Source organism: Burkholderia sp. BCC1988, assembly GCF_905339895.1.
Classification (GTDB): domain Bacteria; phylum Pseudomonadota; class Gammaproteobacteria; order Burkholderiales; family Burkholderiaceae; genus Burkholderia.
Window position 1 is genome coordinate 54,583 of the sequence record NZ_CAJPHA010000001.1, and the last position, 16,931, is coordinate 71,513.

General features: G+C 68.4%; 14 protein-coding genes. 9 read left to right on the top strand and 5 right to left on the bottom strand.

Translation table 11 applies throughout. The features are described from left to right. The first annotated feature begins 78 nt into the window (after nt 1–78). Nucleotides 79–927, top strand: coding sequence for a class I SAM-dependent methyltransferase (locus U4012_RS00250; protein ID WP_321795164.1), 849 nt, complete (start codon nt 79–81; stop codon nt 925–927). A gap of 93 nt (nt 928–1,020) precedes the next feature. Here the strand turns inward: U4012_RS00250 and U4012_RS00255 are convergent, their stop codons facing one another. From U4012_RS00255 to U4012_RS00275, 5 genes are all read right to left on the bottom strand, one after another. Continuing rightward, nucleotides 1,021–1,332: a hypothetical protein gene (locus U4012_RS00255; RefSeq protein ID WP_321795166.1), complete on the bottom strand. Its 312-nt coding sequence runs from the start codon at nt 1,330–1,332 to the stop codon at nt 1,021–1,023. 58 nt (nt 1,333–1,390) lie between these two features. Further along, complete coding sequence (locus tag U4012_RS35865) at nt 1,391–1,750, bottom strand: BCCT family transporter (RefSeq protein WP_415750338.1); 360 nt, start codon at nt 1,748–1,750, stop codon at nt 1,391–1,393. Between the two features lie 281 nt (nt 1,751–2,031). Beyond that, nucleotides 2,032–3,219 carry a porin gene (locus U4012_RS00265; protein WP_321795168.1) on the bottom strand — a complete coding sequence of 396 codons (1,188 nt, stop codon included), beginning with the start codon at nt 3,217–3,219 and terminating at the stop codon, nt 2,032–2,034. 119 nt (nt 3,220–3,338) lie between these two features. After that, complete coding sequence (locus U4012_RS00270) at nt 3,339–5,759, bottom strand: glycoside hydrolase family 31 protein (RefSeq protein WP_321795170.1); 2,421 nt, start codon at nt 5,757–5,759, stop codon at nt 3,339–3,341. Between the two features lie 27 nt (nt 5,760–5,786). Next, on the bottom strand, nt 5,787–7,058 hold the full coding sequence (locus U4012_RS00275) for an MFS transporter (protein WP_321795172.1): 1,272 nt from the start codon (nt 7,056–7,058) through the stop codon (nt 5,787–5,789). Between the two features lie 449 nt (nt 7,059–7,507). On the opposite strand from U4012_RS00275, the gene U4012_RS00280 reads away from it, so the two are divergent. From U4012_RS00280 to U4012_RS00315, 8 genes are all read left to right on the top strand, one after another. Continuing rightward, nucleotides 7,508–8,458: a MurR/RpiR family transcriptional regulator gene (locus U4012_RS00280; RefSeq protein ID WP_044842905.1), complete on the top strand. Its 951-nt coding sequence runs from the start codon at nt 7,508–7,510 to the stop codon at nt 8,456–8,458. Then, a complete protein-coding gene (locus U4012_RS00285) occupies nt 8,455–9,441 on the top strand; it encodes an isoaspartyl peptidase/L-asparaginase family protein (protein ID WP_124485004.1) in 987 nt (328 codons plus the stop codon). Before U4012_RS00280 ends, U4012_RS00285 begins: the two co-directional genes overlap by 4 nt. Before the next feature lie 27 nt (nt 9,442–9,468). Further along, nucleotides 9,469–11,418, top strand: a complete 1,950-nt coding sequence (locus U4012_RS00290; protein WP_321795176.1) for a dipeptide ABC transporter ATP-binding protein — start codon at nt 9,469–9,471, stop codon at nt 11,416–11,418. 129 nt (nt 11,419–11,547) lie between these two features. Then, a complete protein-coding gene (gsiB, locus tag U4012_RS00295; protein ID WP_044842908.1) occupies nt 11,548–13,110 on the top strand; it encodes a glutathione ABC transporter substrate-binding protein GsiB in 1,563 nt (520 codons plus the stop codon). A 67-nt stretch (nt 13,111–13,177) separates the two neighbouring features. Then, nucleotides 13,178–14,098, top strand: coding sequence for a glutathione ABC transporter permease GsiC (gsiC, locus tag U4012_RS00300; protein WP_044842909.1), 921 nt, complete (start codon nt 13,178–13,180; stop codon nt 14,096–14,098). 13 nt (nt 14,099–14,111) lie between these two features. Next, a complete protein-coding gene (gene gsiD / locus U4012_RS00305) occupies nt 14,112–15,005 on the top strand; it encodes a glutathione ABC transporter permease GsiD (RefSeq protein WP_044842910.1) in 894 nt (297 codons plus the stop codon). Continuing rightward, complete coding sequence (locus U4012_RS00310) at nt 15,005–16,096, top strand: P1 family peptidase (RefSeq protein WP_321795178.1); 1,092 nt, start codon at nt 15,005–15,007, stop codon at nt 16,094–16,096. The genes gsiD and U4012_RS00310 overlap by 1 nt, the downstream gene beginning before the upstream one ends. Continuing rightward, nucleotides 16,093–16,920: a M55 family metallopeptidase gene (locus U4012_RS00315; RefSeq protein ID WP_321795179.1), complete on the top strand. Its 828-nt coding sequence runs from the start codon at nt 16,093–16,095 to the stop codon at nt 16,918–16,920. Before U4012_RS00310 ends, U4012_RS00315 begins: the two co-directional genes overlap by 4 nt. The last annotated feature ends 11 nt before the right edge of the window (nt 16,921–16,931 follow it).

The following is a 16,931-nucleotide window of genomic DNA, read 5'->3' on the forward strand; positions in this document are numbered from 1 at the left end:
GGCCTTGACCTCAAGCCGGCTTGAAGCAGCATAGTCCGGATCACGGTCAACGATACGGACGGAAAAGGAGAATCGACGATGAAAGACAGCCGGGCAAACGAAGCGCAGTCTGCGCTGTGGAATGGTCCGTCGGGGCTGGCATGGGTCGACGAGCAGCGCTCGCTCGACCGGATGTTCGAGCCGTTCGAGACGCTGCTCGCGGACGCGGCGGCCGCGGCATCCGCGCGCAGCGTGCTCGACGTCGGCTGCGGCACCGGGGCGGTGACGCTCGCGATCGCACGGCGGCTTGGCACGCACGCGCACTGTACCGGCGTCGATATTTCGGCGCGGATGATTGCCGCCGCACGGGCGCGTGCCGAACGCGCCGGCCTGGGCGCCGGCTTCGCGCATGCCGATGCGCAGACGCATGCATTCGCGCCGGTTCGGTTCGACCTGATCGTGTCGCGCTTCGGCGTGATGTTTTTCGACGATCCGGTGCGCGCCTTCGCAAACCTGCGGCAAGCGGCGCACGCGAACGCGCAACTGCGATTCGTTGCATGGCGCGGCGCCGCCGACAATCCGTTCATGACGACGGCCGAACGTGTCGCGGCAACATTGCTGCCGGCCCTTCCGGCGCGGCAGCCGGGGGCGCCGGGGCAATTCGCGTTCGGCGACCGGCAGCGGATCGCGTCGGTGCTGTCGGACAGCGGCTGGGCCGACATCGCGATCGAGCCGATCGACCAGGCGTGCGTGTTGCCCGAGGCGGCGTTGAACGACTACATCGCGCGGCTGGGCCCGGTCGGGCTCGCGCTTCAGGACGCAGACGACGCGACGCGGCGGCGCGTGGTCGAAACGGTGCGCGCTGCGTTCGAGCCTTACGTGCAGGGCGCTGACGTGCGGTTCGACGCGGCGTGCTGGCTCGTCACGGCGCGGGCGCCGTCTGCATGACGCGCCAGGCTACGAGGACGACCGACGTTCGGCATGCACGCTGCCGTTCGCGCATGACAAGGCAAGGCTGCGCCGCCGCGCAAGCGACAGATATCAGCCGCGCCTCGCACGCAACATCAGCCACGCGCAGCCCGCCGCGACGAGCGCGAGCCCGAGCAGCACCGCCTCGACGCCGAGCGCGAAACCGGGCGGCATCTCGCCGCTGTTCGGCACGGGCGACAGGTTGGCGGTGATCGCGATCGCACCGCCGGCCAGCAACGCGATGCAGACGATCCAGTAGACCTTGCCGCGCGGCGCGGCGCTGCGGATCCGCCACAGCGCGAGGCCGACGCCGCCGAGGTAAAGCACCGCGAGCGTCGCGAGCGCGATGAAGTCGCCGGTGCGATGGTGCAGCAGGCCGCTCATCGTGCGACTCCGTCGGAGGCCACGCGTCCGCACGATGCGATGAACGCGACGGTATCGTTCATGCTGCCTCCGTTGCGTGCCCCGGCGCGCGGCTCAGCAGATGCGTGCGGATATCGGCCGCGAGCGATTCGTAGCGTTCGTACTGGCGCAGCACGTCGGCGATCACCACGTCGCCGCGCAGGTATTCGACGTCGGGGCCGAGCCGGATGTTGCCGAAGCCGCTCGCCGCGATCAGCACGAGAAACACGAGGAACGTGGTGACGGCGAGCACGTAGAACCAGTCGAAGCGCGCGACGACCCATTGCTGGCCGGAGGAGAACAGCGCGCATACGACGAGCAGTGCGCCGATGACTGCGAGCGCGGGCAGCACGACCTGCGGCTCGAACGCCGTGCGGGTCGAGGGACGGGAACCTGGCATGGCTGGCATCCAGTTGTGGGCGCAACGAGGCGCGATGCCGCCCGGCGCGCGCGTCGCACGTCGGACCCTGATACGGCGTGCGTCGAGTGTAGCGCGGTGTCGGGACTGCAAGAAGGGGCAAGCAGCAGGGATTAACCTGATGAATTGTAGGGTATCGGGCCGATCGCGAAAACCCTCGCACTGCGCGGCGCGTGCGACGGAGCGCAGACGAGGCGCGGAATCCGGCGCCCCGGACGATGCGGACCGTCCGGGGCGCCGGCAGGCGATGCGCTGCCGCGATTTCAGAACGTCACGGCGATCCCGGCCATGCCGACGAACTGGCCGTGCGTCGTCGACGGCGTGAGCTGCTGCGAGTCGCCGACGATCGGCGCCGCGTCGACGATATGGCCGGCACCTTGCGCGCCGAGCGTGCGCCCGCTCGAATGCGTGTACGCCTGCAGCGCATAGAGCGTCGTGCGCTTCGACAGGCTGTACGACTCCTTCAGCGAATACTGCTGGTAGCGGGCCGCGTTCGACACGCCGTTCGCCTTCGACGCGAGCGTGTACGCGAACGCGCCGGCCACCGAGAAGGTCGGCGTGAAGCGGTACGCGGCGAGCGCGCCGTAGGTGTTGAACACGGCCGTATTCGCGAACGTGGAGCCATTGCCGGGCAGGTACTTCACGTTCGAGTAGTTGAGGCCCATCGTCAGGTTGCCGAGCGTGTAGTTGCCGGCCGTCGCGACCTGCTCGACGGCCTTCGCGGTCAGGTAGCCCTGGTTCAGCACGGACACGGCGAAGCTGCCCGACGCCGCGGTCGCCGGATTCAGGAACCCCGCCGACGAACCCGAGCTGTTGATGCGCAGGTAGCCGGCCGCGATCCCGACCGGCCCGTTCGCATAGCGCAGCGCGGCGCTGAACGTATTGCCCTTGCCGGTCGCGCCGGCGATGCCGCCGAACGCGTACATCGCGCTCGCGGTCAGCCCGGACAAGGTCGGCGACGTATAGGTGACCGAGTTGTTCACGCGGATGGTCGTGTCGAGGCCGTCGATGTCGCCCGGATGCGCGCCGGTCGCACCGGTCAGCCAGCTGCTCGACGCGTAGGGGCCGACCAGCAGGAAGTACGGCGTGTACTGGCGGCCGGCCGTCACCGTGCCGTAATGGTCGTTGCGCAGCCCGACGAAGGCCTGGCGGTTGAAGATCGTGCCGGCGGCGGCTTGCGCGCCGGTGTTCAGGTTGAAGCCGGATTGCAGGTCGAAGATCGCGTGCGTGCCGCCGCCGAGATCCTCGTCGCCGCGCAGCCCGAACTTCGACGCATACAGGTTGCCGTCGCGCATGTACACGTTCGAGTGGCCTTGCTGGTTGTTCACGTACGCGAGCGAATCGTCGACCACGCCGTACAGCGTCACGCTGCTCTGCGCATGGGCGGCGGAAGCGCCGAGCGACGCGGCGGATAAAATCAGGATTGCATAATGATGATGCGGTGCCTTCATTGTCGATCTCCAGGTCTCTTCAGGGGGCGGGAGGCTGGACGGCCTCCTCTTGGATGGCGGGGCGGGCCGCGTGCGCGGTCCGCCCGAACATGGCTCGGCGCTTGCCCGAGCGTGCGCGGTCAGTCGTCGAGCGCCACGACGAGGCGACGCCACGCGCCGTCCCGCGCATCGTGCTCGACGCGCGCGCCGCGCACCGCAAGCGCGCCTTGCAGCGACGCCGGCAGCAGGATCTCGAGGCGCTCGGCGGGGCGATGCATGCGGCCGTCCCAGCGGACCGACACGCCGAGTTCGCCCGACGCCTGGCGGCCGGTCTCGATGCGCCACAGCCCGTATTCGCCGTCGCGCCACGCTTCCGTTTCGCCGTCGTCCTCGACGCATTCGCCGTATGCGACACCGTCCTCGATGCGCGGCGCGACGAGGAAGCCGCGCGTGTCCGCGCGCGCGCCGAAGCGTTGCTCGGCGACGTTCAGCGGCAGCACGCGGCCTTCGCGCAACAGCATCACCGGCGTGTCGAGCGGCGCGGGCAGCGTCACGCTCGCACCGCCGTCGAACGATCGCGCGCTCGCACAGCACAGCCAGCGCGCGCCCGACGGCAGGTAGACCGTGCGCTCCGTGCGGCCCGGGTCGACCACCGGCGCGACGAGCAGCGCGTCGCCGAGCATCATGTCGTCGCATTCGTCGTAGCAGCGCGGGTCGCGGGGGAAGTCGCCGAAGGTCGGCCGCAGCACGGGCTCGTAGCGCGTGGTCGACAGCCACAGCAGGTGATAGAGATAAGGCAGCAGCCGGTAGCGCTGCTTGATCAGCGACGCGATCCGCGCGGTGATCTCCGGATACATCCACGGTTCGTTGACGGTGCCGTCGTCATTCCACGAATGGATGCTGAAGCGCGGCATGAAGATGCCGAACTGGACCCAGCGCAGCAGCAGCTCGGGCGACGGTGCGGGACCGGAGAAGCCGCCGATGTCGTGACCGATGTTCGACACGCCCGACAGCGCGAGCCCGAGGCCCATCTTCAGGTTGTAGCGCAGCGTTTCCCATGACGTGTAGTTGTCGCCGGACCAGGTCTGCACATAACGCTGCATGCCGGCGCCGCCGGAGCGTGACACGAGGAACGGCCGCTGCGCCGGCGCATGCGCGCGCTGCGCGTCGCGCGACGCACGCATCATCAGCATCGTCTGCAGCACTTTCGCCTCGCGCGCGGGAAATGGCTGGCCGAAGCCGTACGCGATCGCGTCGGGCGACCAGATCTCGTATTCGTTGTTGTCGTTCCAGGTCGACTCGATCCCGTAGTCGAGCAGCGCCGACGTGACCTGCTCGCGCCACCAGCGGCAAGCGTCCGGTTGCGTGAAGTCGATATATGCGCCGACCTCGTCCCAGAACTGCACCCACGCCGGCTCGCCGGACGCCGAGCGGATCAGCAGCCCGCGCCGTGCAGCGTCGTCGAACGCGGGATGGTCGCGCAGCAGGCACGGCTTGATGTTCGCGCACAGGCGGATGCCGTGGTCGCGGTAGTGCTTCACGAATCCCTTCGCGTCGGGAAACTTCTCGCGGTTCCAGTTGAACACGTAGCGCTTCGAGCCGATCGACGTATAGCCCGACGACAGGTGGAACGAATCGCACAGGATGTCGTGCGATTCACACTGCTCGACGAACTGGTTCATCTGGCGCTGCGCGTCCGGCGCGTCGGTGTAGCTCATCGTCGAGCCCGAATAGCCGAGCCCCCATTTCGGCGTGCGCGCCGGGCGCCCGGTGAGCCACGTGAAGCGTCGAGCGGCGGTGAGCGGCGTGTCGGGCGATGCGATGAAGTAGTAGTCGAGATCGCCGTGCTCGGCGACGAAGTAGCGGTACAGCCCGTGGTAGTTGTCGAGCTCGCGGCCCATGTCGAACGCGCAATCCGACAGCGTGTCGTAGAACAGCCCGAAACCCTGGCACGCGTCGGGCGACCAGGTCACGTAGAACGGGATGTGCTTGTAGAGCGGGTCCGTGTGCTTCGCGCTGTAGCCCATCGCGTCGATGTTGCGCATCTCGAAGCGCGCGCCGGTACGGTCGAGGTCGCCCGCGCGTTCGCCGAGGCCGAACACCTTGTCGCCGCGCTCGCGGGCGACGTAGTGATAGGCGCGGTCGTCCCACCAGCCGAAGTTGTACGCCTGCGTCGCGCGGTCGGCGAGCACGACGCGCCACGCGCCGTCGGCACCACGCATCGACCACGCGCAATGGCCGCCTTGCCGGCTTACCGTGAGACGGACCTGCGCGGTTTCGATGCGCACGCCGTCGTCGTCCTCGCCGAAGTCGTAGACCGGCAGCGCGAACCCGCCGAGGTCGAGACGGTCGCGGCCCTCGAGCGGCACGTCGTCGAGGCCCGGTGCGATCGTCCAGGTGCGCGGGTTGCGCGGCGTCGCGTCGGGCAGCACGCGCACGCGCACGATGTCGTCTTCGAGCACGAAGACCTCGAGGGTCGCGCCCGCGTCGGACGCGAGCAGCACACGGTTCGCCTGGCGGGCGGCGACGCGGAACACGGGCGGATGAAGAAGCGAAGTCATGAAGGCGATTCCTGGTGAAAACGGAGGTCAGGCGTGTTGCGCGAGCAGGCGTTCCTGCTTCGACTGCCCGCGGATCAGCACCGCGAGCAGCGTGACGCCGATGATGTCGAACAGGCCGAGGCACGCGAACAGCGGCGCGTAGCCGATCTTGTCGGCGAGCGCGCCGACCAGCAGGGAGAAGCCGAGCCCGCCGGTCCACGCGGCCATGCCCGCGAAGCCGCTGGCGGTGCCGACTTCCTCGGGATCGAACACGTCGGCCGACAGCGTGTTGACGAGCGCGGAGATCATCTGGTGCGCGAAGCCGCCGACGCAGAACAGGGCAATGGCCGTATACGGCGACGACACGAGCCCGATCATCGCCGGCCCGAGCATCAGCACCGAACCGAGCGCGACGCCGGCGACGCGGGACCACACGAGCGGCAGTTTGAACCGGTTCGCGAGGTAGGGCGACAGGTAGCCGCCCGCGATGCCGCCGAGGTCGGCCGCGAGAAACGGCATCCACGCGAACACGGCGATCTGCGTGAGCGCCATGTGGCGTTCGGTGGCGAGGTACAGCGGAATCCAGAAGCTGAAGGTCTGCCATGCGGGTTCCGCGAAGAAGCGCGGCAGCGCGATCGCCCAGAAGCGGCGCGCGGTGACGACGTCGCGAATCCGGCGCTTCGACACGGCCGGCATCGTGGCCTGGCCGTCGCGGATCAGCGTGCGCTCCTGCGACGTGAGGCGCGGATGATAGGCCGGCGAGCGGTACTGCGTGTACCAGAGCGCGGCCCACAGGAAGCCGAGGGCGCCGGTGACCATGAACGCGGATTGCCAGCCGAACCGCATCGACAGGAACACGACGAGCGGCGGCGCGATCGCGGCGCCGAGCGACGTGCCGGCATTGAAGTAGCCGACCGCGACGGATTTCTCGCGATCGGGAAACCATTCGGCGACGGCCTTCATCCCCGACGGAATCGCGGCGGCCTCGAACAGCCCGAGCAAGCCGCGCAGGATGCCGAGCGACAGCCAGCCCGACGCGAAGCCGTGCGCGACGCCGACCACCGACCACAGCATCGCGAACAGCGCGAACCCCAGCCGCAGCCCGATCAGGTCGACGATGAACCCGCACACCGGCTGCATGATCGTGTAGCCGATCTGGAACGCGCCGACGATATACGAGTACTGCTGCGTCGAGATCGCGAACACCTGCTTCAGTTCCGGTGCGAGCACCGCGAGGGAGTTTCGAGCGAGGTAGTTGAGGATCGTGCCGAGGCATACCAGCACGATGATCCACCAGCGCAACGCCTTGACTGTTTTCACTGCTGTCTCCTGATCCATGCAAGTCGCCCGGTCAGGGCGTCTCGTTCAGTCTTATTTGTACGATGTCCGATCTTAATGAGCGCCGATTCGCCCGGCATTCCTCGAAATGACCACATTCAATCGAACATTTCGATGCTGTCGAAAGTCGATGTTATCAGACGACTGATCATTTTCGAGCATCCTATGTTCGAATTCGAATCAGGTCAACGTGAATCTGCATTCGAACGAACATGCTTGGGGTATTCCCGATAGGCGTGCAGATGGGGTATCCGGCGCGTTGGGTGACGACCGAGCGCCGAACGCCCGCTTGCCGGGGCCGAGCGGCCGTCGACGGGCCGACTGCATCAGCCGGGCCCGGCAATGGGCGTGACAACCCTGATGAAAATTTATTTTTTTCCTGCCGGCAGATTGTGTAAATTGATTTTCATCCACCTTGCAAAACCATTCGCATGACGCCGCTCGTACCGCACGATGTCAGTCACGAGGAATCCGCGATCGCGGAGCGCATCGCCTCGGCCATGCCGCGGATGACGCCGATCCACCGCCGGATGGGCGAGTTCGTGCTCGCGAATCCGTTCCGCGCGGCGACGATGCGGATCGACGAGCTGGCGCAGGCCGTGAATGCATCGATCGCGACCGCGAACCGCTTCGCGAAGGCGCTCGGCTTCGACGGCTATCCGGCGATGCGCGCGGCGCTCGTGCGCGGCTTCGAGGCGACGCTCGGCCCGGTCGAACGGCTGCGTTCCGCGCAGGAACAAGAGCAGGAGCAGGGCGTGCGCGGCGCCGCGTGGATCGACGCGGTGTTCGACCAGGCCGTCACGAACATCGAGAACACGCGTGCGCAGCTGGATGCGGCCGACGTCGAAGCGGCCGTCGAGGCGATCGTCGGCGCGCGGCGCGTGCTGATCCTCGGCGCCGGTTCGAGCGCGTTTCTGACCGGGTTGATGGAACACGGCCTGTCGGTGTGTCACGACAACGTGCAGTCGCTCGCGCTGCTCGGCGGCCCGTCGCATGCGGCGCGGCGCCTGTACACAGCCGACTCGCGCGATCTCGTGATCGCGCTCGCGTTTCCGCGCTACGTGAAGGACACGATCGAGCTGGCCCGCCGCGCGGCGGCGCGCGGCGCGCGCGTGCTCGGCATTTCCGACGGGCCCGGTTCGCCGCTGGCACCGATCGCGTCGCTGAACCTGTACGTGAAGGCCGAGCGGCGTTTCGCGGCCACGTCGGAAGCGGCCGTGCTGACGATGATCGAGGCGCTGATCGACGCGGTCGCGCTGCGCACTCACCGCTCCGCGAAGTCCGCCGCCGAAATGACCGAATTCCTGTTGCCGTGGCTGGTCCAGCCGCAAGCGGCGCTGCCGGCCGCCAACCCTTCTTCTTCCGGTCCGAAAAAATCATGACTTCATCCGCGATCGTCGCGATTCATGGCGGTGCAGGCACGATCCTGCGCGAGGCGATGGACACCGACACCGAACGCCGTTACCGCGCCGAACTCACCGCGATCCTGCAGGCCGCGCAGAAGGTGCTCGCCGACGGCGGCAGCGCGCTCGATGCCGTCACCGTCGCGGTGCGGATGCTCGAGGACTGTCCGTTGTTCAACGCCGGGCGCGGTGCCGTCTATACGGCCGAAGGCAAGCACGAGCTCGACGCGGCGGTGATGGACGGCACGACGCTCGCGGCCGGCGCGATCTGCTGCGCGACCCGCGTGCGCAATCCGGTCCTCGCCGCGCGGCGCGTGATGGAGGCAAGCGAGCACGTGCTGTTCGCGGGCGCGGGCGCCGATGCGTTCGCGGCCGCACAGGGCCTCGAACTCGCCGAGCCCGGCTACTTCGACACGGAAGCGCGTCGCGCGCAGTGGCTCAAGGCGCGCGAGGCGGCCGGCATGATGCTCGACCACGACGCGGCGACCTTCGCGTTCGGCGCCGGGCAGCCGGCCGAGCCGCTCGATCCCGACCGCAAGCACGGCACGGTCGGCGCGGTCGCGTGCGACCTGCGTGGCCATATCGCGGCGGCGACGTCGACCGGCGGCATCACCAACAAGCAGCCCGGACGCGTCGGCGATTCGCCGATCATCGGTGCCGGCTGCTACGCGGACGACGCGACCTGCGCGGTCTCCGCGACGGGCACCGGCGAGATGTTCATCCGGCTCGCGACCGCGCACGACGTGGCCGCGCAGATGGCCTATCGCGGCGCGTCGCTTGCCGACGCCGCGCACGACGTCGTGATGAACAAGCTGCCGCGCCTGGCCGGGCGCGGCGGGATCGTTGCGGTCGACGCGCACGGCAACGTCGCGATGCCGTTCAACACGGAAGGGATGTATCGCGGCTACGCGCGCGTCGGCGAGACGCCCGTGGTCGGCATCTATCGCGACGACGCGGCCTGATTCCGGATCGTACGAGGAGACCTTCGCATGACTTCGAGCCGAACCCCGTCCGCGCTGGTGCTGCCGGAACAGCGCGTGGTCGCCGTCGACGACCTGTCGGTGATGTTCCGACGAGAGAACGCGACGTTCGACGCGGTACGCAACGTGTCGTTTCACGTCGATCGCGGCGAGACGCTCGCGATCGTCGGCGAATCGGGCTCCGGCAAGTCGGTCACGTCGCTCGCGCTGATGCGGCTCGTCGAGCACGGCGGCGGCGAGATCACGAGCGGCCGGATCGCGTTGCGGCGCCGCGGCGGCGCGCTCGTCGACCTCGCGCAGGCGAGTGCGGCGACGATGCGCGGGATCCGCGGCGCGGACATCGCGATGATCTTCCAGGAGCCGATGACGTCGCTGAACCCGGTGTTTACGGTCGGCGACCAGATCAGCGAGGCGATCGCGCTGCACCAGTCGAAGAGCGCGACCGAAGCGCGCGCGGAAGCGTTGCGGCTGCTCGATCTCGTGCGCATTCCGGAGGCGCGCCGCGTGTTCGCGCGCTTTCCGCACCAGTTGTCCGGCGGGATGCGGCAGCGCGTGATGATCGCGATGGCGCTGTCGTGCCGGCCCGCGCTGCTGATCGCCGACGAACCGACGACCGCGCTCGACGTGACGATCCAGGCGCAGATCCTGCAACTGATCCGCGGCCTGCAGGACGAAATGAACATGGGCGTGATCTTCATCACGCACGACATGGGCGTGGTGGCCGAAGTGGCCGATCGCGTGCTGGTGATGTATCGCGGCGAGAAGGTCGAGGAGGGCGAGTCCGAGCGCATTTTCGCGACGCCCGCGCATCGCTACACGCGTGCGCTGCTCGCGGCCGTGCCGCGGCTCGGCTCGATGCACGGCACCGATATCCCCGAGAAATTTCCGCTGCTGAAGGTGGACGGCGCGAGCGCGGCCGCGCCGGCGCCTGCCGCGAACGATGCGAATGATGCGGCCGATGCGAACGATGCGAACGATGTCGCCGCGGTCCCCGCCGCCGGGCAGCCGCGCGTCGATCCGGCCACGCCGCCGATCCTGCGCGTGCGCGATCTCGTCACGCGGTTTCCGGTGAAGAGCGGCGTGTTCGGCCGCGTGTCGCAATACGTGCATGCGGTCGAGCGCGTGAGCTTCGAGCTGCGCGCGGGCGAGACGCTGGCGCTCGTCGGCGAATCGGGCTGCGGCAAGTCGACCACCGGCCGCTCGCTGCTGCGCCTCGTCGAATCGCAGAGCGGCTCGATCGAATTCGACGGCCGCGATATCAGCGCGCTGAAGGGCCAGGACCTGCAGGCGCTGCGCCGGAACATCCAGTTCATCTTCCAGGATCCGTTCGCGTCGCTGAACCCGCGCCTGACGGTCGGTTTCTCGATCATGGAGCCGCTGCTCGTGCACGGTGTCGCGAGCGGCCGCGAAGCGCAGGCGCGCGTCGACTGGCTGCTCGACAAGGTCGGCCTGCCGCCGGAGGCCGCGCGCCGCTATCCGCACGAATTCTCGGGCGGCCAGCGCCAGCGGATCGCCATCGCGCGCGCGCTCGCGCTGAATCCGAAGGTCGTGATCGCCGACGAATCGGTGTCCGCGCTCGACGTGTCGGTGCAGGCGCAGATCGTGAACCTGATGCTCGACCTGCAGCGCGAGCTCGGCGTCGCGTATCTGTTCATCTCGCACGACATGGCCGTCGTCGAGCGCGTCAGCCATCGGGTCGCGGTGATGTATCTCGGCCAGATCGTCGAGATCGGCCCGCGCCGCGCGGTGTTCGAGGCGCCGCAGCATCCGTACACGAGGAAGCTGATGAGCGCGGTGCCGGTGGCCGACCCGGCACGCCGGCATGCGCCGCGCCAGCTCGCGGCGGACGAGATTCCGAGCCCGATCCGCGCGGTCGGCGACGAGCCGATCGTCGCACCGCTCGTCGCGGTCGGCCCCGATCACTACGTCGCGACGCATCGCGTCGGCGGCGCGTATTGATCGCGCGGCGAGGCGCATATGGACCGTAGCTGCGCACGCGCCAGGCAACGGCGTCACTTCCCGGAGCGGATGCAGTCGCGCCGCGATTTCCACCACGCGTTACCGAATCATCCACAGGAGCCAGACAAAATGAACAAGCCGCATTCGTTCCCGATGTTCCGCCCGCGCGCGCTGTTCGCCGCGGGGGCAGGCGCGCTCGCGCTGTCGGTCGCCGCGCCCGCGTTCGCGCAGCAGAACGTCGTGGTCGCCGTGTACTCGACGTTCACGACGATGGATCCGTACGACGCGAACGACACGGTATCGCAGGCCGTCGTGAAGTCGTTCTACGAAGGGCTGTTCGGCTTCGACAAGGATATGAAGCTCGTGAACGTGCTCGCGACGAGCTACCAGGCGTCGCCCGATGCGAAGGTCTACACGGTCAAGCTGCGCCCGGGCGTGAAGTTCCACGACGGCACCGACTTCAACGCCGACGCGGTGAAGGCGAACTTCGACCGCGTGACCGATCCGGCGAACAAGCTGAAGCGCTACGGGCTGTTCCGCGTGATCGAGAAGACCGAGGTGGTCGATCCGATGACGGTGCGCTTCACGCTGCGCGAGCCGTTCTCCGCGTTCATCAACACGCTCGCGCACCCGTCGGCGGTGATGATCTCGCCGGCCGCGCTGAAGAAGTGGGGGCGCGACGTGTCGCTGCATCCGGTCGGCACGGGCCCGTTCGAGTTCGTCGAATGGAAGCAGACCGACGACATGAAGGTGAAGAAGTTTGCCGGCTACTGGAAGAAGGGCTATCCGAAGGTCGATTCGATCGACTGGAAGCCGGTGGTCGACAACAACACGCGCGCCGCGCTGCTCAAGACCGGCGAGGCGGATTTCGCGTTCACGATTCCGTTCGAGCAGGCGGCCGACCTGAAGAGCAATCCGAAGGTCGAGCTGATCGAGCGGCCGTCGATCATCCAGCGCTACATCTCGCTGAATACGCAGAAGAAGCCGTTCGACAATCCGAAGGTGCGTGAAGCGCTGAACTACGCGGTCAACAAGGAGGCGCTCGCAAAGGTCGTGTTCGCCGGCTACGCGACGCCGCAGACGGGCGTCGCCCCGGTCGGCGTCGAATACGCGACCAAGCTCGGGCCCTGGCCGTACGATCCGGCGAAGGCGCGCGCGCTGCTGAAGGAGGCCGGTTATCCGAACGGCTTCGAGTCGACGCTCTGGTCCGCGTACAACCATTCGACGGCGCAGAAGCTGATCCAGTTCGTCCAGCAGCAGCTCGCGCAGGTCGGCGTGAAGGTGCAGGTGCAGGCGCTCGAGGCCGGCGAGCGGGTCGCGAAGGTCGAGAGCGCGCAGGATCCGGCGGCGGCGCCGGTGCGGATGTACTACAGCGGCTGGTCGGCCTCGACGGGCGAGGCGAACTGGGCGCTGTCGCCGCTGCTCGCGTCCACGTCGGCGCCGCCGAAGCTCTACAACACCGCGTACTACAAGAACGGTGCCGTCGACGACGATCTCGCGAAGGCGCTCGAGACGACCGACAACGCGAAGAAGGCCGCGCTGTACGCCGACGCGCAGAAGCTGGTGTGGGCCGACGCGCCGTGGATCTTCCTGGTGCAGGAGAAGATCGTCTACGCGCGCAGCAAGCGCCTGCACGGCATGTACGTGATGCCGGACGGTTCGTTCAACTTCGACGAAATCTCGGTGAAATGACGGCAGCTCGCCTGCTGTCCGGCGCCGGCGGCGCAAGCTGCCGGCGCGCTGATTCGATCGGTGTCCCATGCTGAATTTTCTCGTCAAACGCCTGTTCGGCCTGCTGCCCACGCTCGCGATCGTCGCGGTGCTGGTGTTCCTGTTCGTGCACCTGCTGCCGGGCGACCCGGCGCGGCTCGCGGCCGGCCCCGAAGCCGACGACGCGACGGTCGCGCTGGTGCGTGCCGATCTCGGGCTCGACCGGCCGCTGCCCGCGCAGTTCGCGAACTTCTTCGTGAAGATCGCGCACGGCGATTTCGGCACGTCGACGCGCAGCAAGCGGCCGGTGTCGACCGAGATCGGCGAGCGCTTCATGCCGACGCTGCTGCTCACGCTCGTCAGCATGGTGTGGGCGACGGCGTTCGGGATGGCGATCGGGATCGCGTCGGCGGTATGGCGCAACCGCTGGCCCGACCGCCTCGGGATGACGATCGCGGTGTCGGGCATCTCGTTTCCGGCGTTCGCACTCGGCATGCTGCTGATGGAGATCTTCTCGGTGAAGCTCGGCTGGCTGCCGGTCGTGCCGGACGGCACGTGGAAGAGCTACGTGCTGCCGTCGCTGACGCTCGGCGCCGCGGTCGCGGCCGTGATGGCGCGTTTCACGCGCGCGTCATTCGTCGAGGTGCTCAACGAGGACTACGTGCGCACCGCGCGCGCGAAGGGCGTGCACGAGCCGCTGGTGGTGCTCAAGCACTGCCTGCGCAATGCGATGATCCCGGTCGTCACGATGATGGGGCTGCAATTCGGCTTCCTGCTCGGCGGCTCGATCGTCGTCGAGGCCGTGTTCAACTGGCCGGGGCTCGGGCGCCTGCTGGTCGATGCGGTCACGATGCGCGACTACCCGGTGATCCAGGCGATCGTGCTGCTGTTCTCGCTCGAGTTCATCCTGATCAACCTGACCGTCGACGTGCTGTACGCGGTCATCAACCCGACCATCCGGTTCAAGTGAGCGTGAGGCCAGCATGAACGCGACTGTCCAGCCCGCGGCACCGGCCGCATCGAACACGATCCGCACGCCGTGGCGTGAATTCTGGCGCAAGTTCCGCAAGCAGACCGTCGCGCTGGTCGCCGGCGGCTTCGTGCTCGCGCTCGTCGTGCTGGCCTTCGTCGGCCCGCACATCGTGCCGTTCGATCCGGAGAATTATTTCGACTACGACGCGCTGAACGCGGGGCCGTCGGCCGTGCACTGGTTCGGCGTCGACTCGCTCGGCCGCGACATCTTCAGCCGGATCGTGACCGGCACGCGCATCTCGCTCGCGGCCGGCTTCTTCTCGGTCGCGCTCGGCGCGCTCATCGGCACGTTCTTCGGGCTGCTCGCCGGCTACTACGAAGGCTGGTGGGACCGCATCACGATGCGCGTGGCCGACGTGCTGTTCGCGTTCCCGGGGATCCTGCTCGCGATCGGCGTGGTCGCGATCCTCGGCAACGGGATGGTCAACGTGATCTGCGCGGTCGCGATCTTCAGCATTCCGGCGTTCGCGCGGCTCGTGCGCGGCAACACGCTGATGCTCAAGCACATGACCTACGTGGAAGCCGCGCGCAGCATCGGCGCGTCCGACTGGACGATCATCATGCGGCACATCCTGCCGGGCACCGTATCGTCGGTCGTCGTCTACTTCACGATGCGGATCGGCACGTCGATCATCACGGCCGCGAGCCTGTCGTTCCTCGGGCTCGGCGCGCAGCCGCCGACGCCGGAGTGGGGCGCGATGCTCAACGAGGCGCGCGCGGACATGGTGACCGCGCCGCACGTCGCGATCTTCCCGAGCCTCGCGATCTTCCTGACCGTGCTCGCGTTCAACCTGCTCGGCGACGGGCTGCGCGACGCGCTCGACCCGAAGCTGGAGCGGCGCTGATGCGAGCCGTGCCCATGTGGGCCGCGACGCTGCCGGCCGGGCCGCGCGGCACGATCGCCGACGTGCCGGGCGTGACGGTCGGCCATGCGACGCTCGATGCGGGCGACGTGCAGACGGGCGTCACCGTCGTGAAGCCGCACCCGGGCGACCTGTACCGCAGCAAGGTGCCGGCCGGCGCGGCCGTGATCAACGGCTTCGGCAAGAGCGTCGGGCTCGTGCAGGTCGACGAACTGGGCACGCTCGAAACGCCGATCGCGCTGACCAACACGTTCGGCGTCGGCGCGGTGGCGCAGGCGCAGATTCGCGCGGCGGTCGCGGAGAACCCGCAAATCGGCCGCGACTGGCCGACCGTCAACCCGCTCGTGTTCGAGTGCAACGACGGCTATCTGAACGACATCCAGGCGTTCGCGGTGACGGCCGCGCATTACGACGAAGCCTGCAATACCGCGGCGCGAGATTTCGCACGTGGCGCGGCAGGCGCCGGGCGCGGGATGTCGTGTTTCGACCTGAAGGGCGGGATCGGCTCCGCGTCGCGCGTGGCCGTCGCGGCCGGCAGGCCGTATACGGTCGGCGCGCTCGTGCTCGCGAATTTCGGCCGGCTGCCGATGCTGATGTTCGGCGGCGTGCCGGTCGGACGGATCGTCGCGCAGCGGCGTGCCGCCGCCGACGCTAAGCCGACGCACGCGGCGCCGCCCGAGCAAGGCTCGATCATCCTGCTGCTCGCGACCGATGCGCCGCTCGACGCGCGGCAACTGTCGCGGCTCGCGCGCCGCGCGGGCGCGGGGCTCGCCCGCACCGGCTCGGTCTACGGACATGGCAGCGGCGACATTGCGCTCGCCTTTTCCACCGCGTACACGATCGCGCACGATGCGTCGACCGTCGCGCTGCCGGCCCTCGTGGCCGATGCGGCGCTCGACCCGCTGTTCATGGCCGCGGCCGAAAGCGTCGAGCACGCGATCGCCGACGCGCTGCTGCAGGCCGTGACCGTGACCGGCCGCGACGGCCACGTACGGCAATCGCTGCGCGATGCGGTGCCCGATCTCGAGCGGTTATTCAACGCAGGCAACGAAGGACGTCCGAGCCATTCATGAAGATTCTGATCTCGACCGACATCGAGGGTGTCGCCGGCGTGTTCGCCCTCGAGCAGACGCGTGCCGGCAATCCGGAATACGAACGCGCGCGCCGCTGGATGACCGCCGAGGCGAACGCGGCGATCGAAGGCGCGTTCGCCGGCGGCGCGAAGGCCGTCTGGGTCAACGATTCGCACGGCGGCTTCCGCAATCTGTTGCCCGACGGGCTCGATGCCCGCGCCCGCGTCGTGCTCGGCAAGCCGCGCACGCTGGGGATGATGGCGGGCCTCGAGCAGCAGCCCGACCTCGTGTTCATGATCGGCTTTCATGCGAAGTCGCAGACGCGCGGCGTGCTTGCACACACCATCAACAGCTTCGCGTTCACGCAGGTTTGGCTGAACGGCGTCGAACTCGGCGAAGCCGGGCTGTACGGCGCGCTGGCGCGCGAATACGGCGCGCACGTCGCGCTGGCGTCGGGCGACGACGTATTCGCCGAGGAAACCCGGCCGCTGTTTCCGGACGCGCGTTTCGAGACGGTCAAGACGGCCGGCGGCGCATCGAGCGGCGACACGCTCACGCCGGCCGCGTCCTGCGCGCGCATCGCGACCGCCGCACGCGAAACGGTCGTACATGCGCTGTCGTCCGGCTGGCGCGCGACAGCGCACCGGCCCGCGCCGGCCGCTTGCACGCTGCGCGTGCAGACGGCTGCGCTCGCCGATCTGTTCTGCGTGCTGCCGTCGCTCGAGCGGGTCGATGCGGTGACGCTGCGCTTCGACGGGCCGTCGGTCGAGCACGTGGTGCGCACGCTGAACAGCCTGTCGGCCATGTCGTTCATGTTGCGGTGATGCGTGCCGAC